The organism is Paraburkholderia jirisanensis (assembly GCF_054782355.1).
This window is the reverse complement of record NZ_BAAGSQ010000033.1, coordinates 387967-408863: the sequence shown is the minus strand read 5'-3', so window position 1 is coordinate 408863 and position 20897 is coordinate 387967. Positions and strand designations below refer to the sequence as shown.

The 20897-nt window shown below is 65.8% G+C and carries 20 protein-coding genes; 13 read left to right on the top strand and 7 right to left on the bottom strand.

The window, feature by feature from the left end; genetic code table 11:
* The first annotated feature begins 43 nt into the window (after positions 1 to 43).
* Both ACYVNQ_RS33810 and ACYVNQ_RS33805 read left to right on the top strand, forming a co-directional pair.
* Positions 44 to 907 carry an SDR family oxidoreductase gene (locus ACYVNQ_RS33810; RefSeq protein ID WP_460909324.1) on the top strand — a complete coding sequence of 288 codons (864 nt, stop codon included), beginning with the start codon at positions 44 to 46 and terminating at the stop codon, positions 905 to 907.
* A 98-nt stretch (positions 908 to 1005) separates the two neighbouring features.
* Positions 1006 to 1965, top strand: a complete 960-nt coding sequence (locus tag ACYVNQ_RS33805) for an alpha/beta hydrolase (protein WP_460911201.1) — start codon at positions 1006 to 1008, stop codon at positions 1963 to 1965.
* Between the two features lie 107 nt (positions 1966 to 2072).
* Here the strand turns inward: ACYVNQ_RS33805 and ACYVNQ_RS33800 are convergent, their stop codons facing one another.
* Both ACYVNQ_RS33800 and ygfZ read right to left on the bottom strand, forming a co-directional pair.
* Entirely contained in the window at positions 2073 to 2888 is an 816-nt protein-coding gene (locus tag ACYVNQ_RS33800) for an NRDE family protein (RefSeq protein WP_460909322.1), read from the bottom strand.
* Positions 2889 to 3042: 154 nt separating this feature from the next.
* Positions 3043 to 4158: a CAF17-like 4Fe-4S cluster assembly/insertion protein YgfZ gene (gene ygfZ, locus ACYVNQ_RS33795; RefSeq protein WP_460909320.1), complete on the bottom strand. Its 1116-nt coding sequence runs from the start codon at positions 4156 to 4158 to the stop codon at positions 3043 to 3045.
* A gap of 80 nt (positions 4159 to 4238) precedes the next feature.
* Here ygfZ and mltG point away from each other — a divergent pair, with 80 nt between their 5' ends.
* The 9 genes from mltG (at position 4239) to ACYVNQ_RS33750 (ending at position 12502) form a co-directional block, all read left to right on the top strand.
* Positions 4239 to 5249, top strand: a complete 1011-nt coding sequence (gene mltG / locus ACYVNQ_RS33790; protein WP_460909318.1) for an endolytic transglycosylase MltG — start codon at positions 4239 to 4241, stop codon at positions 5247 to 5249.
* Entirely contained in the window at positions 5249 to 5869 is a 621-nt protein-coding gene (gene tmk, locus ACYVNQ_RS33785; RefSeq protein WP_460909315.1) for a dTMP kinase, read from the top strand. Before mltG ends, tmk begins: the two co-directional genes overlap by 1 nt.
* A 30-nt stretch (positions 5870 to 5899) precedes the next feature.
* The gene (locus ACYVNQ_RS33780; protein WP_460909313.1) at positions 5900 to 6946 is read left to right on the top strand and encodes a DNA polymerase III subunit delta'; all 1047 of its coding nucleotides are present in this window, start codon (positions 5900 to 5902) and stop codon (positions 6944 to 6946) included.
* Between the two features lie 72 nt (positions 6947 to 7018).
* Positions 7019 to 7612, top strand: a complete 594-nt coding sequence (locus ACYVNQ_RS33775) for a GNAT family N-acetyltransferase (protein WP_460909311.1) — start codon at positions 7019 to 7021, stop codon at positions 7610 to 7612.
* 121 nt (positions 7613 to 7733) lie between these two features.
* Entirely contained in the window at positions 7734 to 8525 is a 792-nt protein-coding gene (locus ACYVNQ_RS33770; protein WP_460909310.1) for a TatD family hydrolase, read from the top strand.
* Between the two features lie 93 nt (positions 8526 to 8618).
* Positions 8619 to 9362 (top strand): ankyrin repeat domain-containing protein, encoded by a 744-nt coding sequence (locus ACYVNQ_RS33765; RefSeq protein ID WP_460909308.1) that lies wholly within the window; start codon positions 8619 to 8621, stop codon positions 9360 to 9362.
* Positions 9363 to 9420: 58 nt separating this feature from the next.
* Entirely contained in the window at positions 9421 to 9777 is a 357-nt protein-coding gene (locus tag ACYVNQ_RS33760) for a Rap1a/Tai family immunity protein (protein ID WP_460909306.1), read from the top strand.
* A 118-nt stretch (positions 9778 to 9895) separates the two neighbouring features.
* Complete coding sequence (gene otsA, locus ACYVNQ_RS33755; protein WP_460909304.1) at positions 9896 to 11296, top strand: alpha,alpha-trehalose-phosphate synthase (UDP-forming); 1401 nt, start codon at positions 9896 to 9898, stop codon at positions 11294 to 11296.
* A gap of 42 nt (positions 11297 to 11338) precedes the next feature.
* Positions 11339 to 12502 (top strand): AAA family ATPase, encoded by a 1164-nt coding sequence (locus ACYVNQ_RS33750; RefSeq protein WP_460909302.1) that lies wholly within the window; start codon positions 11339 to 11341, stop codon positions 12500 to 12502.
* 34 nt (positions 12503 to 12536) lie between these two features.
* Here ACYVNQ_RS33750 and ACYVNQ_RS33745 read toward each other — a convergent pair whose 3' ends face one another.
* Positions 12537 to 12830 (bottom strand): hypothetical protein, encoded by a 294-nt coding sequence (locus ACYVNQ_RS33745; protein WP_460909300.1) that lies wholly within the window; start codon positions 12828 to 12830, stop codon positions 12537 to 12539.
* 114 nt (positions 12831 to 12944) lie between these two features.
* Between ACYVNQ_RS33745 and ACYVNQ_RS33740 the strand changes: the two genes are divergently transcribed.
* A complete protein-coding gene (locus tag ACYVNQ_RS33740; protein ID WP_460909298.1) occupies positions 12945 to 14015 on the top strand; it encodes a glycosyltransferase family 4 protein in 1071 nt (356 codons plus the stop codon).
* A gap of 158 nt (positions 14016 to 14173) precedes the next feature.
* Here ACYVNQ_RS33740 and ACYVNQ_RS33735 read toward each other — a convergent pair whose 3' ends face one another.
* From ACYVNQ_RS33735 to ACYVNQ_RS33725, 3 genes are all read right to left on the bottom strand, one after another.
* Positions 14174 to 14761: a BPSL1445 family SYLF domain-containing lipoprotein gene (locus tag ACYVNQ_RS33735; RefSeq protein ID WP_460909296.1), complete on the bottom strand. Its 588-nt coding sequence runs from the start codon at positions 14759 to 14761 to the stop codon at positions 14174 to 14176.
* Positions 14762 to 15245: 484 nt separating this feature from the next.
* Positions 15246 to 15722: a hypothetical protein gene (locus ACYVNQ_RS33730; RefSeq protein WP_460909294.1), complete on the bottom strand. Its 477-nt coding sequence runs from the start codon at positions 15720 to 15722 to the stop codon at positions 15246 to 15248.
* A gap of 428 nt (positions 15723 to 16150) precedes the next feature.
* Entirely contained in the window at positions 16151 to 16450 is a 300-nt protein-coding gene (locus ACYVNQ_RS33725) for a PsiF family protein (protein ID WP_460909292.1), read from the bottom strand.
* A gap of 760 nt (positions 16451 to 17210) precedes the next feature.
* Between ACYVNQ_RS33725 and ACYVNQ_RS33720 the strand changes: the two genes are divergently transcribed.
* On the top strand, positions 17211 to 18611 hold the full coding sequence (locus ACYVNQ_RS33720) for a transposase (protein WP_460909290.1): 1401 nt from the start codon (positions 17211 to 17213) through the stop codon (positions 18609 to 18611).
* Between the two features lie 512 nt (positions 18612 to 19123).
* Here ACYVNQ_RS33720 and ACYVNQ_RS33715 read toward each other — a convergent pair.
* Positions 19124 to 20665 carry a mannose-1-phosphate guanylyltransferase/mannose-6-phosphate isomerase gene (locus tag ACYVNQ_RS33715; protein ID WP_460909288.1) on the bottom strand — a complete coding sequence of 514 codons (1542 nt, stop codon included), beginning with the start codon at positions 20663 to 20665 and terminating at the stop codon, positions 19124 to 19126.
* Positions 20666 to 20897 lie beyond the last annotated feature (232 nt).

Genomic DNA, 20897 nt, shown 5'->3' with positions numbered 1-20897 from the left:
GTTCGCGCGCACGGGACGCGCTAACCACACGACGGGGACCACGATGTTTGACTTTGCAGGCAAGGTTGCGGTGATCACTGGCGCGGCCAGCGGTTTTGGCCGCGCGTTCGCGGACAAGGGCGCCGCGCTCGGCATGAAGCTGGTGCTCGCCGACGTCGACGAAGCAGCGCTCGCGCGCGCCGTCGACGCGCTGCGCAGCGCTGGTGCGCAGGTGATCGGCGTGCGCACCGACGTGTCGCGCGAAGCCGACGTCGCCGCGCTCGCGCAGGCTGCGCTCGATGCATTCGGCAAGGTGCACCTGCTGTTCAACAACGCGGGTGTGGCGACGGTGGGCTTCATCTGGGAAAGCTCGGCGCACGACTGGTCGTGGGTGTTCGGCGTCAACGTGATGGGTGTCGCCAACGGGGTGCGCGTGTTCACGCCGATCATGCTGCGCCAGGACGAGCCGGCGCATATCGTCAACACGTCGTCGGTCGCGGGGCTGGTGACGGCGCCGGGGATCGGCGTGTACAACGCGTCGAAGCATGCGGTGGTGGCGCTGTCCGAGACGCTTCATCACGATCTGCGCAACGCAGGCGCGCCGATCGGCTGCTCGCTGCTGTGCCCGGCGTTCGTGCCGACCGGTATCGCCGATGCGGAGCGCACGCGGCCCGCCGGACTGCGCAACGAAGGCGCGCCGACGCGCTCGCAGCAGGCCGCGGGGTTGCAACTGCAGCGCGCGGTGCAGTCCGGCAAGAAGAGCGCGGCGGATATCGCGGAGCTGACCTTCGAGGCGGTGCGCGAAGGGCGCTTCTACGTGCTCACACATCCGGCAATCATGGATTCGGTTAAACAGCGCCACGCCGATATCGAAGAGGGGCGCGCGCCAGGCGTGCCGGTCAAGCTGGAGTCGAAGCACGCGCTGTAACTTGAGAGGGGCCGCGAGCTGATGCGCGCCGCGCCGGCGCCCATGGCATGATGGCCGCTCTGTCCACCGCCTGGCGCCCGCGCGCCGCCCGATGCACGATGCCGTTGAACCCGAAGATCGAGCAGGTGCTCGACATGATCGCGCGCATGAAGCGCCCGCCGTATCACGAACTGAGCCCACAGGCGGCGCGCGCAGCGTACGAAAAGAGTGCGCCGATCCTCGAAATTGCCCGCGCGCCGATGTACTCGGTAGAAGACCTCGAGGTGCCGGTGCGCGACGGCAGCGCGATCCGCGCGCGTCTTTATCAGCCGGTCGAGCCGCAGTGGGCGCAGCCCGCGCCGGCGCTGGTGTACTACCACGGCGGTGGTTTCACAGTGGGCAGCGTTGCGACGCACGACGCGCTATGCCGGATGTTCGCGCGCGATGCGCAGTGCGCGGTGTTATCGGTCGACTACCGGCTCGCGCCCGAGCACAAGTTTCCGACCGCCGTCGACGATGCCTTCGATGCGCTTATATGGCTGCACACGAACGCCGCGCTATACGGCATCGACTCGACGCGTGTCGCGGTGGGCGGCGACAGCGCGGGCGGCACGCTTGCCACGGTCTGCGCGGTGCTGGCGCGCGACGCGGGCCTTGCGCTCGCGCTGCAGCTGCTGATCTATCCGGGTGCAACCGGCCATCAGCAGACGGCATCGCATGCGCGGCTCGCGAATGGCTATCTGCTGTCGGGTGAGACGATCCAGTGGTTTTTCTCGCAATATCTGCGCAATTCCGACGATCGCGCGGACTGGCGCTTCGCGCCGCTCGACGGCCCGCGCGGCGCGCCGGATTTTCGCGGCGTGGCGCCCGCGTGGATCGCGACTGCCGAGTACGATCCGCTCAGCGACGAGGGTGCCGCGTACGCCGGGAAACTGCACGCGGCGGGCAATGTCGTCACACATCGCTGCTACGAAGGGATGATTCACGAGTTCTTCAAGATGGGCGGCTTCGTGCCCGATGTTGCGCAAGCGCATGCCGATGCGGCCGCGGCGCTGCGCGCGGCGTTTGGAGTGGATTGAGCGGTCGCCGCGCTGTGCGGGTTCGAGTGCCTGGCGTGACCGGCCTCGTTCGCGACGCGCACGCGTGACGCTGCGCGCGGCGACGGACTAAGGGCCACGCGCCCTCCTTACCGCGCAATCTCGAACGCAAAACTGCGCTCGAAATCTCCAGGCCGCCTGATCACGTGCGCGCCGTTGTCATCGCTGCGTTCTGCTGCCTGCACGCTCAGATGGTCTGCATGTGCAAGCACGCGCAGTGCGGTGGTGCCGCGCGTGCCGTACCCGGGCGTCTCGATAAAAGCCGCCGACAACTGCCGCTCGCGTTCCAGCGATACACCGGTGGCCGGCAGTTCGTCGTCGCGCGCCTCGCGGGTGTCGCGCATCAGGTCGATCAGCCGTTCGAGCGGCGTCAGTGGATCGCCGGCGACCTGCGCCGCCAGTTCCGCGCGCTTCTTCACGAGCTTCGGCCACGGCGTGTCGAGCACCGCATTCGAAATGCCGTGCGCGCCGGCCGCCAGCAGCGCCGGTGCCTTCGGCGAGCGGTTGCAATACCAGCCGAGCTCGCGCCGCGTCCAGTCGCCGACCAGCAGGTTGAAGCCGTTATAAAGATCGCCGCTTTGCGCCACTTCATTCAGATAGTCGAGCGGTGCGCGGCGTTCGGGTTCGCTCAGCCAGCGGCTCACCAGCGTGCCGCGCGTCGGCGCATCGGGCCGCATCTCGTGCGGCCCGCGATAGTTGGTCAGCGCGGCGAAGCGGCCATCGCGGGTCATGCCGAGCCAGGTGCCGCCGCCGACCAGGTCGCGCCCGGCCAGCAGTCCGGACGCATCGTCCCACCAGTGCATCGGTTCGGCCGTGCGGCGCAGGAATTCGTCGCGGTTCGCGGCGAGCGTGAAGAGCGGGCCGTCGGTAGCGGCGGGCTGCCAGTCGAAGACGATCAGGCACATCGTGGGGAGGGGTCTCCTGCGGCCGGTCTACGGCGCCGGCGTTTAGATGGGGGCTCGAAGCAGGTCGTACGCAAAGCAGGTGGTGCGCAAAGCAGGTGGTGCGCAAAGGGTACGCAACGCATCGGCGGCGCTCGCGCCGCCGATCGCGCGCCAATCAGCTTTCTTCGTCGCCGGGCAGCGCGTAGGGCAGCGTCAGGAACGTGAGCGCAGGCCCGTCGCCCGCGCCCAGATGCACGCTGCCGCCGGCGAGCGCCGCCAGTTTGATCTCGACCAGCATATCGACGCCGCCATCCGCCGCCGACGCCGCGTTGACCACCATCCCGCACGGCTGGCCCGCATCGTCCGAGTGAAACAGCTCGAGGCCCGGCAGCACGGTATCGGTCTCGCCGGCCACGTTCGCCAGCGCGGTACGCCGCTTGATCGTGCCGCGATACTGGCTGCGCGCGACCACTTCCTGGCCCGGGTAGCAGCCCTTGCGGAAATTGACGCCGCCGAGCACGTCGAAGTTGACCATCTGCGGCACGAACTGCTCGACCACCCGTTGCGTGATGCGCGGTTCGCCCGCGCGGATGTCGAGCCAGTCCCACACCGCGGCCGACGCGCGTGTGAGCTGCGCCTCCAGCAGCGGCAGGCGCGCGGCGACTTCGGCTTGCGGCCCAACCCATAGATAGCGCGGCCGCCCGGCTGCATCGGGCACGCGGATCAGTGCGCCGGCCGGGCCGTCGACCTTCACGTGCACGCCGTCCGGCAGCGCGTCGAACACGCCGGACAAAGCCTTGCGCACGTCGCCGGCGAGGCCGACCGCGACGAGTTCGCTGCTCGCATCGGTCAATTTTGCCTTGGCGCGCAGCACGAACATCGACAGGCGTTTTTGCACGGCGGCCCGCACGTCCTCTGCGACCAGCAGGCGGATCGCGCCGCCGGTGCGCCACGCGAGAAACGACGCAAGCAGCCGGCCTTTGGCCGTGCAATAGCCGGCGAGGCGTGCGCTGGCCGCGTCGAGGTGCTGGGTGTCGTTGGTGAGCTGGGTGTGCAGAAAGGCTGCGGCATCGTCGCCGTTGACGTCGATAATGCCGAATTGCGTGAGCGGCATATATGCGCCGCGCGTGAGCGCGGCGTCGAATTCTTCGCGGGCGGGGCGCGGTAGCGGCGGTAGCGGCGGTAGCGGAGCAGCCGCGGCAGCGGCCGGCGCGACCGCACTGGCGCCGGCCGTGGCGCCCGAAGCGTTAGCCGCGGCGGAGACAGAAGCGGAAGCGAGCGGTGCGTTCATAAATGCGAGAGAGAAGTCGGTTGTGACTTTCGGCAAAGCAACCAGGTATTATATGAGTCTTAACCCCAGCCTTGTCCCGCATGTCCCTTCTGAAGAAATGTTTGCTTGCCGGCATGGCGCTCGTCGTGCTGGCTGCGGCGGCGGCCGCCGGCGCTTACCACTGGGCCACCCAACCGATCAACCTCGCAGCATCCCAACTGGACGTCACGATCAAGCCGCACAGCAGTCTGCGCAGCGTGACCACGCAATTGAACCGCGGCGGCGTGCCGGTCGAGCCGGAGCTGTTCGTGCTGATGGCGCGCGCGCTCGGGCTGCAGTCGGCACTGAAATCGGGCAACTACGAGTTCAAGAGCGGTGTGACGCCGTATGAAGTGCTGCAGAAGATCGCGCGCGGCGACGTCAACGAGTACGTGGCCACCGTGATCGAAGGCTGGACCCTGAAGCATATGCGCGCCGAACTCGACGCGAACCCCGCGTTGCGGCATGATGCGGCCTCGCTGTCCGACGCCGACCTGCTGAAGGCGATCGGTGCGCCGGCCACCGCGAGCGGCAGCGCCGAAGGGCTGTTTTTCCCGGACACCTATCTATTCGACAAAAACGCCAGCGATCTCGAGGTTTATCGCCGCGCCTACCGGCTGATGCAGTTGCGCATCGACGAAGCGTGGGCTGCGCGCGCGCCGGGTCTGCCGTACCGCACGCCGTACGAGGCGCTGACGATGGCGTCGATCATCGAGAAGGAAACCGGCCGGGCGTCGGACCGCCCGATGGTGGCGGGCGTGTTCGCGAACCGGTTGCGTGCGAACATGCCGCTGCAAACCGACCCGACCGTCATTTACGGGATGGGTGACAGCTACACCGGCCATTTGAAGAAGCGCGACCTGCTTGCCGACACTCCTTACAATACCTACACGCGGATGGGTCTGCCGCCGACGCCGATCTCGCTGCCGGGCGTCGCGTCGCTGCAAGCGGCGCTGAACCCGGCACAGACCAGCGCACTCTACTTCGTGTCGCGCGGCGACGGCAGCAGCATCTTTTCTGACACGCTCGGCGATCACAACAAGGCCGTCGACAAATATATTCGAGGGCAATAATGGCGCGTGGCAAATTCATCACATTCGAGGGCATAGACGGCGCCGGCAAGACCACGCATCTTGCGTGGTTCCGCGAGCGGCTCGAAGCGAAGCTTGCGCAGGCCGGCCGCACCGTCGTCGTCACGCGCGAGCCGGGCGGCACGGCGCTCGGCGAGTCGCTGCGCGAGATTCTCCTGCATCAGGGCATGGACCTCGAAACCGAAGCGCTGCTGATGTTCGCGGCGCGCCGCGAGCATCTGGCGCAGGTCATCGAGCCGGCGGTCGCACGCGGCGACTGGGTGTTGTCCGACCGCTTCACCGACGCGACCTTCGCCTACCAGGGCGGCGGCCGCGGGCTGCCGCGCGACAAGCTGGAAACGCTCGAGCGCTGGGTGCAGGGCGGCTTCCAGCCGGACCTGACGGTGCTGTTCGACGTGCCGCCCGATACCGCCAGCGCGCGGCGCGGCGCGGTGCGCGCGCCGGACCGCTTCGAAGGCGAATCCGATGCGTTCTTTGCGCGCACGCGGGCCGAGTACCTGCGTCGCGCGGAAGAAGCGCCATACCGTTTCGCTATCATCGATTCGACGCTCAGCATCATCTCGATCCAGAAGCAGCTGGAAGATCTGATCGCGCGCTTCTGATTTCAAAAAAGACCGAACCCATCGAACCCCATGATCTACCCGTGGCAATCCGACGAATGGACCCGGCTGCAACAGCTGCGCGCCGCCTGGCCGCACGCGCTGCTGCTGCACGGCCAGGCCGGCATCGGCAAACTGCATTTCGCGCAGCACCTCGCGCAAGGCCTGCTGTGCGAGGCGCCGCAGCCTGACGGCCAGCCGTGCGGCGCGTGCGTGGCCTGCAAGTGGTTCGTGCAGGGCAACCACCCCGACTACCGGATCGTGCTGCCCGAGGCGCTGGCCGCCGAATCGGGTTTCGCGGCGCCGGCCGACGAAAAGGCCGACAGCAAGGCCGACAAGGCCGATGCCGACGACGGCAAGAAAACCCGCGCGCCGAGCAAGGAAATCAAGATCGAGCAGGTGCGCGCGCTGCTCGATTTCTGCGGCGTCGGTTCGCACCGCGGCGGCCTGCGGGTGGTCGTGCTGTATCCGGCCGAGGCGCTGAACGTCGCGGCGGCCAACGCGCTGCTGAAAACGCTCGAAGAACCGCCTGCCGGCGTCGTGTTTCTGCTGGGGACGGCGCGCATCGACCGCCTGCTGCCGACCATCATCAGCCGCTGCCGCCAGTGGCCGATGCCGACCCCCGCGCCGGCGGTGGCTGCCGCGTGGCTTGCCGCGCAAGGCGTCGACGATGCGCCCGCGCTGCTCGCCGAAGCCGGCGGCGCGCCGCTCGCGGCGCTGGCGCTCGCGCGCGACGAAAACCGCGCGCTGCGCGACTGGACGCTGCAGCAACTGGCCGCCGGCCGCAACTGCGATGCGTTCGCGTGCGGCGAGACGCTGCAGAAGCTGCCGGTGCCGCTGGTGCTCGGCTGGCTGCAGCGCTGGCTGTACGATCTGCTCGCACAACGCGCCGCGGGCGCGCCGCGCTACTTTCCGGACGCCGCCGCGGCCCTCGCGCGCTGCGCGAAAGAGGCCGATGCGGCCGCGTTCGCGCGCTTCCTGAAGAGCGTGACGCGGCAGCGCGCGGTGGAGAACCATCCGCTGAACGCTCGGCTCGTGTTCGAAGAACTGTTTCTCGGCTACCGCGACGTGTTCGCGTAGCCGTGCGTGCCTGCAGCCGGGCGCCGCTTTGGGGTGCCGCGTGCCCTTACAATATCGATCCGACGTAACGCCATGCCGCTTTCGTACCGCGATGCCACGCCCGACGATCTGCCCGCGATCGTCGCCATCTACAACTCCACGGTGGCGTCGCGCGTCGTGACCGCCGACCTCGAACCGGTCAGCATCGACAGCCGCCGGGCGTGGTTCGACGCGCACAGTCCGCAGCGGCGGCCGATGTGGGTCGTCGACGCGGGTCAAGCAGACGAAGTGGGCGAAGCCGGCGAAGCAGGCAAGGCGGGCGAAGCAGGCAAGGCTGGCAAAGCAGATGAAGTGGGCAAAGCAGGCGGCAGGGTGATTGCGTGGCTCAGCTTTTCCGACTTTTACGGCCGGCCGGCCTACGGGCGCACCGCTGAAGTCAGCGTCTATCTGGACGAAGCCGCGCGCGGCAAGGGGCTCGGCAAGGCGCTGCTGGCCGAGGCGCTCGGCGTGGCGCCGCGTCTGGGTATCGATACGCTGCTCGGTTTCGTGTTCGGTCACAATGAGCCGAGCCTGCGCCTGTTTCACGGCTTCGGCTTTGCAGATTGGGGAGTGCTGCCGCGCGTCGCGGTGCTCGATGGCGTCGAGCGCGATCTGGTGATCGTCGGGCGTCGTCTCGGCGCGGCCTGAGGGCGGCCCGAGCGCCGCCTGAAGGTCACGCGAGAGTCACCAGAGTGTTGCCCCGGCGTCTGGGCGTCTCCCGGGCGCCGCGCCTGCATCGTCGTCGTTTCAAACCGCAACGGAAGCCATCATGTTTGTCGATTCGCACTGCCACATCAACTTCGAAGGACTCGCCGACCGCCTGCCGCAGGTGCTCGACAATATGCGCACGCATTCGGTCACGCATGCGCTGTGCGTGTCGGTCGACTTCGAGACGCTGCCCGCGGTGCTCGAGATTGCCGCGCAGCACGACAACATCTACGCGTCGGTCGGCGTGCATCCGGACCACGAAGATGCGCGCGAGCCGAGCGTCGCGGAACTGGTCGAACTGGCCGCGCACCCGAAAGTGGTGGCGATCGGTGAGACCGGGCTCGACTACTACCGCCTCGAAGGCCGCACGATCGCCGATATGGAATGGCAACGCGAGCGCTTTCGCACGCACATCCGCGCCGCGCACCAGACCGGCAAGCCGCTAATCATCCACACGCGCGCGGCTTCCGAAGACACGCTGCGCCTGATGGCCGAAGAACGCGCGGGCGTGCCGGGCGGCGTGATGCATTGCTTTACCGAACCGTGGGCGATCGCCGAGCGCGCCCTCGAGCAGAATTTTTACATTTCGCTGTCGGGCATCGTCACGTTCAAGAGCGCGACCGACGTGCAGGACGTCGCGCGGCGCGTGCCGCTCGAGCGTCTGCTGATCGAAACCGATTCGCCGTACCTGGCGCCCGTGCCGTATCGTGGTAAGCCTAATGAACCTGCGTACGTAAGTTATGTCGGACGCTTCATCGCGCAACAACGCGAGATGCCGGAAGCGGCGCTGGCAGCCGCCACGACGCAGAACTTTTTCCGGCTGTTCGCCATTCCCGCGCCCAGCGCCTCGTGAATGCGGCGCCCAGATATGCGCTGCGCGAGCCCAGCGCCGGAATCATTAAATTCAAAACTATCAATTAGATAGACCATATTTTTAAAGGCAGGCATGCAAAGCCATCTCACTGAATTCCGTTCCTTCGACCTGCGTCGCGGCCTTGCGCGTGCAGCCCTGTGCGCAAGCATCGCCTGTGTTGCGCTGGCCGGCTTGCCGGCGCACGCCGCGCCCGCCGACACGATGGTCAAGGCGGTCAAGTTCGACGACGTGAAAGAAGTGAAGAAGCAACTCGGCAACGGCATGGATCCGAACATGACCGACAGCCAGGGCATCCCTTTGATCGTACTGGCGGCCCGCGAAAAGTCGGATCAGGTCGCGGCGCTGCTCGCCAGCACGCCGAAGATCAACCTCGAGATCGAGGACAAGGCCGGCGAAAACGCGATGATGATGGCCGCGCTGAACGACGACGTCGACCTCGTCAAGCTGCTGATCTCGAAAGATGCGGAAGTGAACAAGAAGGGCTGGGCGCCGCTGCATTACGCGGCCACCAACGGCCACGACGATGTCGTGCAACTGCTGCTCGATAACAGCGCGTACATCGACGCTGGTTCGCCGAACGGCACCACGCCGCTGATGATGGCGGCGCGCGGCGGCCATGTATCGACGGTCAAGCTGTTGCTCGACAACGGCGCGGACCTGACCGTGAAGAACCAGATCGGCCTGACCGCGCTCGATTTCGCCAAGCAGTACAAGGAGCCGGACGTCGTCGAAGGGCTGACGGCGCGGCTGCAGCAGATGCAGAACCAGGCGCCGGCGGGCAACTCTGCGAAAGCGCCACAAAACAGTGCAAAATAGCACACCGGCCCACAGACGCCGGGTAAAATTTGCATCGCCAATACGTCGAAGGATAACCATGCTGCGGGTTTTGATTTGCGCCAGCGCGCTTGCCGTACCGCTGTCGGCGGCCGCGTTTACGGGGGGCGACCTCAACAGGCTGTGCACGAAGACCGACGTCGCGTCGCGTAGTGCGTGCGGTGCGTATATCGAAGGCGCGGCGGACGGCGTCTTCAATACGATCGATGCGATCGGCGGCACGACCGGGCCGCGCGTCGGGCAGTATTTCTGCTTGCCGCCGGAAGCGCGCTCCCAGCAATTGACCGACGCGGTCCGCAAGTACATCGCGGAGAATCCGAACGCGGCCAGCTTCAATGCGAGCACCGCGGTGTCGCTCGGGCTCGGCAAGGCGTTCCCGTGCCGGGGGACGAACTAACGAAATGAGCGACGCGGGCTAAGCACCAGCCAGCGTCGACGGTGCCAGCCGGTGCGAGCAGTGCGCCGCACAGCGCTGCCGTTTTGCTGTGCCTGACACCGCATACGGAGGAACCCGCATGGCCCGACTAATCGTCGTATCGAATCGCGTGGCAACACCCACCGAAACCAAGGGCTCGGCCGGCGGCCTCGCGGTCGGCGTATTCGGCGCATTGAGGGACGCTGGCGGCGTATGGTTCGGCTGGAGCGGCGACGTGGTCAGCGAAACCGTCGCGAACGCGGGCCCGACGCTCGACGAGGACGGTGCCGTCACGTTCGCCACCGTCGGGCTGACGCGCAAGGACTACGACCAGTACTACCGCGGCTTTTCGAATGCCACGTTGTGGCCGGTGTTCCACTACCGCAACGACCTCGCGCGCTACGAGCGCGAAGACTATGCCGGCTATCGGCGCGTCAACGCGTGGCTTGCGCACAAGCTGATCAAGCTGCTGGAGCCCGACGACATCATCTGGGTGCACGACTACCATATGATCCCGTTCGCCGAGGCGCTGCGCGCCGAGGGCGTGACCAACCGGATGGGTTTCTTCCTGCATATTCCGTTTCCGTCGCCGCAAATCCTGATCAACATTCCGCCGCACGAAGAGCTGGTGAAGTCGCTGTGCTGCTATGACCTGATCGGCTTCCAGACCGACACCGACCAGCTCGCGTTTCACGACTACATCGAACGCCACGCGCGCGGCACCGTGCGAAAGGGCGGCCATGTCGAGGCGTTCGGCCGCACACTGCGCACCGGCGTGTACCGGATCGGCGTGTTCCCCGACGAGATCGCCGAACAGGCGAAGCGCTACGAAAGCCGTCAGCATGTGCTCGACCTGAAGCAAAGCCTCGAGGGTCGCAAGCTGATCATGAGCGTCGACCGGCTCGACTATTCGAAGGGTCTCGTCGAACGGTTTCGCGCGTTCGAGCACCTGCTCGAGCGCTCGCCCGAATGGCGCGGCAACGTCACGCTGGTGCAGATCGCGCCGCCCACGCGCTCCGATGTGTCGACCTACCAGCAGATCCGCCAGGATCTCGAATACGAAGCAGGGCGGATCAACGGCCGCTATTCCGGCCTCGATTACACGCCGATCCGCTATCTGAACCAGCGCTACGACCGCTGGAAACTGATGTCGCTGTTTCGCGAATCGCAGATCGGTTTCGTCACGCCGCTGCACGACGGCATGAACCTCGTCGCGAAGGAATACGTCGCTGCGCAGAATCCGGACGATCCGGGCGTGCTGGTGCTGTCGATGTTCGCCGGCGCGGCAGCCGAACTGTCCGGCTCGCTGATCGTCAATCCGCACGATTCGCTCGGCATGTGCGAGGCGCTGCAGCGCGCGCTCGCGATGCCGCTCGAAGAACGCAAGCGCCGCCATGAAATCAACATGGCTGCGCTGCGCAAGAACGATCTGGGCGTGTGGCGCGATACCTTCCTGAGCGATCTGCGCAGCGTGCCGCTGGCCGGCGCGGCGCAGGCCTGAGGCAGACCACGACCCGTGCCGCGACCCATGCACGCGAGTCCGATGCTGACTGCGCTGGCCGTCGCCAATTACCGGTCGCTGCGCGAGCTGATCGTGCCGCTCGGCCGCCTGAACGTGGTGACCGGCGCGAACGGTAGCGGCAAATCGAACCTCTATCGCGCGCTGCGCCTGCTGGCGGCCACCGCGCGCGGCAACGTGATTCCGTCGCTGGCCCGCGAAGGCGGTCTTCAGTCCACACTGTGGGCCGGCCCCGAGCGCTTCTCGCGCGCGATGCGCGCCGGCGAGCAGCCGGTCGAGCCGCTGGTGCGGCGCGATGCGGTGAATCTGAAGCTCGGCTTTGCCGGCGACACCTTTGGCTATGCGATCGATCTCGGCTTGCCGATACCGGGGCCGACGCAGTTCGGCCTCGATCCGGTGATCAAGCGCGAGTGCATCTGGAGCGGGCCCGTGCTGCGGCCGTCGGCGCTGCTGGTCGACCGCCACGGCGCGGCGCTGCGCACGCGCGACGAGCAGGGCGACTGGCAAACCGTGCCGCATCCGGTGGCGAGTTTCGACAGCATGATGACCGAGTTCTCCGACCCGCGCGGCGCGCCGGAGATGATCGCGGTGCGCGAGCAGATCCGTTCGTGGCGCTTCTACGACCACTTCCGCACCGACGCCGACGCGCCCGCGCGCATCCCGCAGATCGGCACGCACACGCCGGTACTCGCCGACGACGGTGCGGACCTGCCCGCCGCGTTGCAGACGATCCGCGAGATCGGCGCGCCGCAGGCGCTCGACGATGCGATCGCGGATGCCTTTCCCGGCTCGCATATCGACATCGCGAATCTGGAAGGCCGCTTCGAGGTGACGATGCGCCAGCATGGCCTGCTGCGGCCGCTGAAGGCGGCCGAACTGTCGGACGGCACGCTGCGCTATCTGCTGCTGGTCGCCGCGCTGCTGACGCCGCGTCCGCCCGCGCTGCTGGTGCTGAACGAACCGGAGACGAGCCTGCATCCCGACTTGCTGCCGGCGCTGGCGCGGCTGATCGCGCAGGCCTCGCAGCATTCGCAGGTGCTGGTGGTGTCGCATGCGGCACGGCTGATCGCGGCGTTGGAGCGCGACAGCGCGAGCCAGTCGCTGGTGCTGGAGAAGGAACTGGGGGCGACCCGCGTCGCCGGCGGCGACGAATTCGACGTTCCCGCGTGGAAGTGGCCGGCGCGCTGAGGCGCGGGGCTTCGGTCAGTCGGGTTGGCCACGGCTAACCCAGGCGCTCGCCGTTTTGCGCCACGTTTCTCGCCACGTTGTGCGCCACGTCCGGCGTGTTGCCCGTCCAACCTGCGCCATGCAGGCACCGCAGTTGCGCAGCAAATGCAGCGCGCATCCGTTGCACAAACTGCGCGCGCTGCGCCACCGCGTGCCGCCTTTGTGCCGCCTTCATGCCGCCTGACGACCCATCCACCGAATGTTTCGCGTCTGTAACAGCGCCCAGCAATTGCAAGTAGCGCAGCTTTCGGAAGGCTTCCAGGCAATAATGGCGCACGTAGTTCGACAAAACAGGCGAGCGCGCGCGGGCGCTCAGGTTGCCCGCTCATGCAGTGCGCACCGCGGCGATTTGATCGCTGCCCGGTGCACTGTCATACTCGTTCGCCACCAGACGGAGACGCCGATGAGAATTGCGCAGATCGCCCCCCTGACCGAATCGGTGCCGCCCAAGCTATACGGCGGCACGGAGCGCGTGGTGTCGTACATCACCGAAGCGCTCGTCGAACTCGGCCACGATGTGACGCTGTTCGCGAGCGGCGATTCGGTCACGCGCGCGAAGCTCGAAGCGGTATGGCCGCGCGCGCTGCGTCTGGACCCGGGCATTCGCGACCGCGTGGCGCCCCATATGCTGCTGATGGAACTGGTGCGCCGTCGCGCGGACGAGTTCGACGTGCTGCATTTCCATATGGATTACTACTCGTTTTCGGTGTTCAAGCGTCAGGCGACGCCGTTCGTCACGACACTGCACGGCCGGCTCGATCTGCCCGAGCAGCAGCCGGTGTTCGATACGTTCAGCACCGCGCCGGTGATTTCCATTTCGAATGCGCAGCGCCAGCCGCTGCCGCAAGCGCGCTGGCTGTCGACGGTTTATCACGGCTTGCCCGAAGCGCTGTACACGCCGCAGCCGGTCGAGCAGCGGTATCTGGCGTTTCTCGGCCGCATCTCGCCGGAGAAACGCGTCGACACGGCGATTCGCATCGCCGCGCGCTGCGGCTTGCCGATCCGCATCGCCGCCAAGGTCGACAGCGCCGACCGCGAGTACTTCGAGCGCGATATCCGGCCGCTGTTCGAACTGCCGCACGTCGAATACATCGGCGAAATCGCCGACGATCAGAAGGCCGAGTTTCTGTCCGGTGCGCATGCGCTGCTGTTCCCGATCGACTGGCCGGAGCCGTTCGGCCTTGTGATGATCGAAGCGATGGCCTGTGGCACGCCGGTGATCGCGTTCAATCGCGGTGCGGTACCGGAGGTGCTCGACGACGGCGTGTCCGGCTTTATCGTCGAAGACGAAATCGGCGCGGTCGCAGCGGTCAACCGCTTGCACAAGCTGCCGCGCGAGACCGTGCGGCGCCGCTTCGAGGAGCGCTTCACGTCGCACCGGATGGCGCAGCAATACGTCGACGCGTATCAGTCGGTGATTCGCGCGCAGAAGCGCTCGCGCTTCAAGGTGATCGATACGTCGACCAGTTCGTAGCGGCCCAAAAGCGGCACAGTAGCGGCCTGGTAGCGGCACAAACAAAAACCCCACGCGTGGCTCAACAGCAGCGTGGGGTTATTCGTTGGAGCGGCACCCTCCGCGGTATGCACACCGCGGTGCCGGCTCCGTGCGCGTCGCCGACGAAGCGGGCGGCGTCAGATTTTCAGCCGCGATACCTTGGTGCCTGCCAGCGACACGTCGGCCATCAGGCCGGCATTGGTCAGCACGAACACCTCGACCGGCGCCGTCGCGGTGGTGGTATCCACTACGCCGTTCGCGCCCATCTTCACCAGCGCGACCGAAGCGTCGGCGCCTGCGGACCAGCCGTCCGCGCTGCGGAATTTGTCGAGCGCATCCTGCGTCATGAACAGGAAAATGATGGCCTTCGATTGCGCGCCGGCCTGCAAACCGAACGAGCCCGATACGGTGCTGTAGTAGCCGACCGTGCTGCCGCCCACCCGCAGCGAACCTTCACCGTACTGGCCGCCGATCACAAAGCCCACTTGCAGTACCGACGGAAAGACCAATACGCCGCGCGCCTTCGACACCAGTTCGCGTGAGCCGTTGACCGTCGTGTAAAGCCGCGACATCGTGCCGTCGACGCTGGCGTCGATCGATTGCCGCTTCGACATGTCGGTCGCGGCTGATTCTCCCGAATTCTTGGTGGTGGTGCAGCCCGCCAATGAAAGGCCTCCGAAAGCGAGCGCGGCGGTACTCGTTAGTATGAAGTTTCGTCTTTGCATCGTTTTTCTCCATCGTGGTTCCGGGGATGCAGCCTCAGTTCACGCGGGTTGCGTGTTTAGTTATAACACACGGCAAAGCAAAGGGCGCCATTTGACACCAAGCCCCGCGCCTTGTGTGATGGGCGTTTCCAGCGGTCGCGCAGGGTTGGTGAAGGCGCTTCAGGTAATTCTGACCGGCGTCTGCGAATGCTGTTTGAGCGGGTTTGTGTGCCGATTCGCATCGTTCACAGTTGCTGACGAACATGCTTTTCGTCCAAAGTTTGGGCGGACGCAGCGCACGCCCGAGCCGGTTATTTTTACTCGCTGGCGCCACGCACGCGCGTACGCGATGGATCGCAGCAGGTGTTGCGGCGGCGCGTCACCGGCACGTGATGCCCGACCTTGCAGCGCATGCCCGGCACGCACTGGGCTGGCGATGGAGCGTCGCCACTGCGCATGCACAACCAGGCGCAACACAATCAGGCACACACCGTCCGCGGGCTCCTCAGTGCAGGGGCTTGCCGCGCGCTTCGACCGCTGCGTTTTCCACCGCACTCTTTGCCGGCGGCCGCCGCAACGCACGCCGGAGTCCGCCGATCAGCACGCCGATCACAAAGAGGGTTGCGGCCGGCACCACCCAATAGCCGACGAACGCGTGCCACAGATAGGCGGCGAGGGTGCTGCGGCGCAGCGCGTATTCGTCGATGGCTTCGTGCTGGCGCGGCGCGTTGGCGGCGAGCACGTTGGCCGGACAACCGGCGGCGCGCGCATCGTCAGGCGTGCCGCGGCAGTGCGCGGGGGCGCCGGCGGCGCGTTGCGCATCGGTGAACTGCCAGGTCGTCAGCGCGTTGTTCAAGTCGACCCGGTTATAGGCCATCTCTTCCTGAATCTCGCGCACCGCGACGATCGCCACCGGCACCGCCCAGAAAATAATGGCGACCAGCCAACGGCGCAGCCAGCGATTCTTGTGTCTCCCAACCATCCTTGCCTCCGTGCATGCTCTTTGGCATCAACGACAAGCCGGCGGCCCTCCATTGTGATTGTGTCGCTTCGCATGGGCCGTGCCGCCATCATAGAAGAAAACGATGCGGACGCAACGGGTGTGATCGAACAGTGCAGGGCGGCACCGCAGCGGTGCTACCGCGAATGTGCGGCGAACGGCGCGAAGAGAGCGGGAGCGGGGCGCGAATGAGGTAGAAAGGAGGACGTGGAAGCAGGCAGAGGCGCAAGCACGTGGCGGCGCGCGAATCGTCCTGATGCGTATGTATCCGCACGCACAGATGCACGACGAATCGCCCCACCCATGAAAAAGCCGCGCCGTTCACACAGCGCGGCTTTCCGCGAGAGATCGCTGCGGCCCGCTTCAGGACGCGCGCCGGGCACGCCTGAAGGGTTGAGCCGCCGCGTCCCTTAACCCTTGTTGCTCAGGCAGGTTTTCATGAAGGCCTTGCGATCGTCGCCCTTCTTGTCGGAGGCCTGCACGTTGCACGCCTTCATCTTCTCCTGCTGGGTCATCGGTGCCGACGCGGCAGCCGGTGCCGCCGCCGACAGACAGCTCTTCATGAATGCCTTGCGATCATCGCCCTTCTTGTCGCCGGCCTGGGTATTACAGGTTTTCATTTTGGTCTGCTGGCTGTTCTGGGCGAAAGCGGGTGCCGTGGCGAGCAGGCCGCCCATCACGAGCGCGGCGATAGCGGATTGGATCTTCATGGGACACTCCATCAGGTTGGTCTGCGTTATTAGTCGTTGTTGCTCGTTGTTATTTCGCTACCGGGCGTGATGCCTCCGGGCGTTCTGCGTCACCATCGTACCGAATGGTAAATGTCAGAACGGGCCAGTGGGGGAACTGGTTGACCGTAATCCTCGTCTCTGGGGGAGGTCTTTCCCTGGTGTCCGGGAGGTCCGCTGGCGAAGCTGCGACAGTGGACCACGGTGGCCCGCGCGCATGCCGCGGCGCCGGTCCATTAATGGCGCGCAACCGGGCTTTACATCTTTGCATCGCGTTGCTTTAACCTGGCTTTAGCCTGCTAGAACCGTTTCAACGTATTTGAACCACCACAAAGCATCGCTTTGCATATGCCGCGAGCATCGCAACACGCAGTTTGCGCGGAATGCGCATAAGCATATTGGCAGGCGTCATGTAGTGCCTTGAATACGCGACGTTTACGTGACAAACGTGTTTGAAACAACCCGGTATTCCGGACAAGTTTGTGTCTTTCCGTAACACCTTGTGCCTGTCATATTCAAGCAAACCCTGGTAATGGTATGCTTCGTGCACAAATTCTCCCATGCATGAGTGAGACCACGTTTTGTGCGTCCCGATAGGGAAAACGCGCACTAGCGCTGTGCGCTTTTCGAGATAAGGGCACGGAACGTAAAACATATTGTGCAACCTGGGGCCTCTACGTGAACCACAACGAAGTTCACGACGCCCAAGCCGCGGCCTGGCCTGGCCCGCGTGGAGAAATGCATGTTTTTCGATGAGCTAAGCAATGACGAATGGGCACGGCTAATCGCGCTCGTTTCCGATGAGCCAGCCGTCCGGCTAAATCGACGCGGTCGGCCCCGCGCTGAACCTCGCGTCGTCGCCAATGCGGTACTGTGGATTCTGACTACTGGCGAGCCGTGGTCCAAATTGCCTGGACGATATCCGTCCGGGCCTACCTGCCGTCGCCGTTTCGAGGAATGGCAAGCCAACGGCACGCTGGTCGAGATGGTCCGTCTGCTGTCCGAGACGGGGCGCACGTTCGCGTATATCCCGGAACCTGCGCCGCCCGTCGCGAGCAAGCCGGCACCCGAAGTCGAGCCGCCCAAGCCGCGCGACGACACGATGCGCGGCGTGTTCTGGAAGAGCCCGGAGTCGTGGCAGTCCACGCCCGGCGGAGCCGCCATGTCGAATGGCTGGCGCCCGCTCGGGGCGATGGCCGACATCACGCGGCAGCTGGCCGGCATGGTCGACAGCGAATCGGTTTCGCATGAAGCGCCGCGCACGCATGGCGTACACGACGACACCTTTGTCGTGCACGACGTGCGCGAGCCGCGCAATGCGCCCGATACGTTCGAAGGGCACACGCAGCACGCCAACGGCGAACTGGGCGGCAAGGCAACATCAGGCGAGCCGGACGGTGCGCTCGATGGCGCACGCGCCGCAGCACCGCACGATGCCGATGGCAACGCCGATGCCGGGTTCGGGTCACAGCCCGACGCCGCGTCGCCCGATCCGACGTCCGACGAACAACGCGCGCATGAAGAGCAGCATGCGCCGCTGTGGATGAACCTCGCGGCGCCCGGCGGCGCGCAGTTCGACGACGCGCGCGGCTTCATGATCTACGTGATGGCCGAACCGGTGCCGAGCGGGTGTTATCGCGCGTGGGCGGAGATCATGAAGGATGGCCGGCGGCTCGAGCGTTCGGGACTGATCGGTCCGCGTTTCGACGATGAGGAAGCCGCGCGCCGTTATGCGCTGCAATGGGCGGTCGAGTGGATCGACAGCCTGTGCAGTGCGGACCATGGCTACGCGGACGAAGCGGATGCAGCGGCGGCGGATGCGGATGCTTCGGGCACGGCCGCTGACGGTGCTGCACCGGAAGCAACGTGGCCGTTGCCGCCGGCACCGCCGGTGTCGAGGCCGATGCCGGAATCGGCTGCGGCGAAGAGCAGTTTGCCGGCGGGCAGCCGCGCGAGCGCGACGGCCGGTATGGCAGCCGGCGCGCAGGGCGCTGTGGGCCCGACGACAGCCGCTGCGTCGTACCCGCAGCATGCCAATTCGCACCGGGTGCAGTTGCGCCGTTATCCGAGCGACAGCACGGATAACGGCAAGCCTGCCGAGCGTTTTCCGGCGCTGCGCAAGCTGTTGTCGCATGCTCGTTGACACGCGGGGCTGCCGGCCGCCATGGGCGGTGCGGCGCTTTGCGCGGCTCGAAGAGTATTAGCAGCAGGGAGTGACGCAAGGCGCGCGCGATGCGCGCCGGCCATTGCACGTGCGTCGTATGGATGCGTGCTGTGCCCGTTTTACGTCTTTCGAACGTTAGCCGGATGCCGCGTGGCCCGAGCCGCATCGCATCGCATCGCATGCATACGCGCGTGCGTTTGCGCGCGCTGCGCTGGGCCGGCAAAACAATACGCGCCCGCGTAACAAAGCGCGCCCGCAGGCCAATCGCTTTACCCTTCACCCACGCGCACCAAGCGCACCAAGCGCACCAAGCGCACCAAGCGCACCAAGCGCACCAAGCGCACCAAGCGCACCAAGCGCACCAAGCAAAACGCGCCGCATACCCGCAAGGGCATACAGCGCGTCTTTAGCTACGCGTGCTACACGTCATGCGGGGTGTACCGCGCCGGCCCAAACACCCAAACACCAGACCGACGCCTCCCCCCATCGTCCTAACGCCGCCCGTACGTATCGTCGAAGCGCACGATATCGTCTTCGCCGAGATACGAGCCCGATTGCACCTCGATGATTTCGAGCGGCATCTTGCCCGGATTCTCAAGCCGATGCTTGACGCCAAGCGGGATATAAGCCGACTCGTTTTCCGACACGATAAAGCGCTCTTCACCGCGCGTGACGAGCGCCGTACCGCGCACGACGATCCAGTGTTCGGCACGATGATGATGCATCTGCAGCGACAACTGCGCGCCCGGCTTCACGACGATCCGCTTCACCTGGAAACGCTCACCGGTGTCGACCGAATCGTAGTGCCCCCACGGCCGATGCACCTTGCGATGGATCGACGCTTCGCTGCCGCGCTCGCTACGAATCCGCCCGACCACTTTCTTGACGTCCTGCACGCGCGACTTGTCGGCCACCAGGATCGCATCGTCGGTTTCGACCACGACGAGATCCTGCGTACCCACGCACGCGATCAACCGGCCTTCCGAATGCGCGAAGGTCGATTCCGCGCCTTCGAACATCACGCGGCCGCGGCCGACGTTGTTGTCCTTGTCCTTCGGCGAGATCTGCCAGATCGCGTCCCACGAACCGACGTCGGACCAGCCGGCCTCGAGCGGCACGACCACGCCGGTCGCCACGCTGGTGTCGCTGCCGAGCTGTTCCATCACCGCATAGTCGATCGAATTCGACGGGCACTGTTCGAACGCTTCGCGCTGCAGCCGGAAGAAGTCGCCGTCGGCCAGGCCGTTCGTGTACGCGGCCACGCACGCGTCGTACATGGCCGGATGGAAGTGCTTGATCGCCTTCAGCCACGTCGACGCGCGCGTGATGAAGATCCCGCTGTTCCACCAGTATTCTTTCGATTCGACGTAGCGTTGCGCGAGCTCGAGGTGCGGCTTTTCGACGAAGCGGTCGAGGCGGCGCGCGAGCAGCGGGCTGTCGTTGTCGGCGGGGGTGTCGGTGCCGTTCACCGGCGCGCCGACGCGGATGTAGCCGTAACCGGTTTCCGCGCGCAGCGGCACGATGCCCATCGTCACGATGTGGCCCGCGGCCGCGTGCTGCACACCGGCTGCGACCGCGGCATGGAAGCCGTCGATGTCGGCTACCGCATGGTCGGCGGGCATCACGACCATGATGCCGTCTTCATCGTGGCCGGCCACCGCGAGTGCGGCACAGGTGAGCGCCGGCGCGGTATCGCGGCCGATCGGCTCGAGCATCAGGCGGGCGGTCTTGCCGGCCACGCGCAATTGCTCGGCGGTGGTGAAGCGATGTTCTTCATTGCACACCACCACCAGCTGGTCGGCGACCGGATAGCCGGCGTCGAGCGCGTCGAGGCGGCGCGTGGTCGATTGCAGCAGCGAATCTTCGCCGAGCAGCCCGATCAGCTGCTTCGGGTGCTGCTCTCGTGACATCGGCCAAAGGCGCGTGCCGGAGCCGCCGGCAAGAATCACGGGCTGGATCTTGAGCTTGACGTTGAGCGAGGTAGCGGATGCGGACCGCGATTGGACGGCGGATGCCGTACCGAGAGCACTCATGGTTGACTCCTGGAGCTGGATGAGTGCTTCAAGTTTTAACACGTAGTAATTGAGCAATAAAAGACTGCGTAATTCGCCGCAAATTTTTAATCAAATTTTTCGAACTCCGATGCGTTAAATTTAAGTCATCGCGAATTAAAAAATTCAAATTAAATTGAGCATCGGGTCTGACATGAGACGTACAGGAAAAAAATTCGATGCGCGTATGCAACATGCTTATCCGGGGAGAATC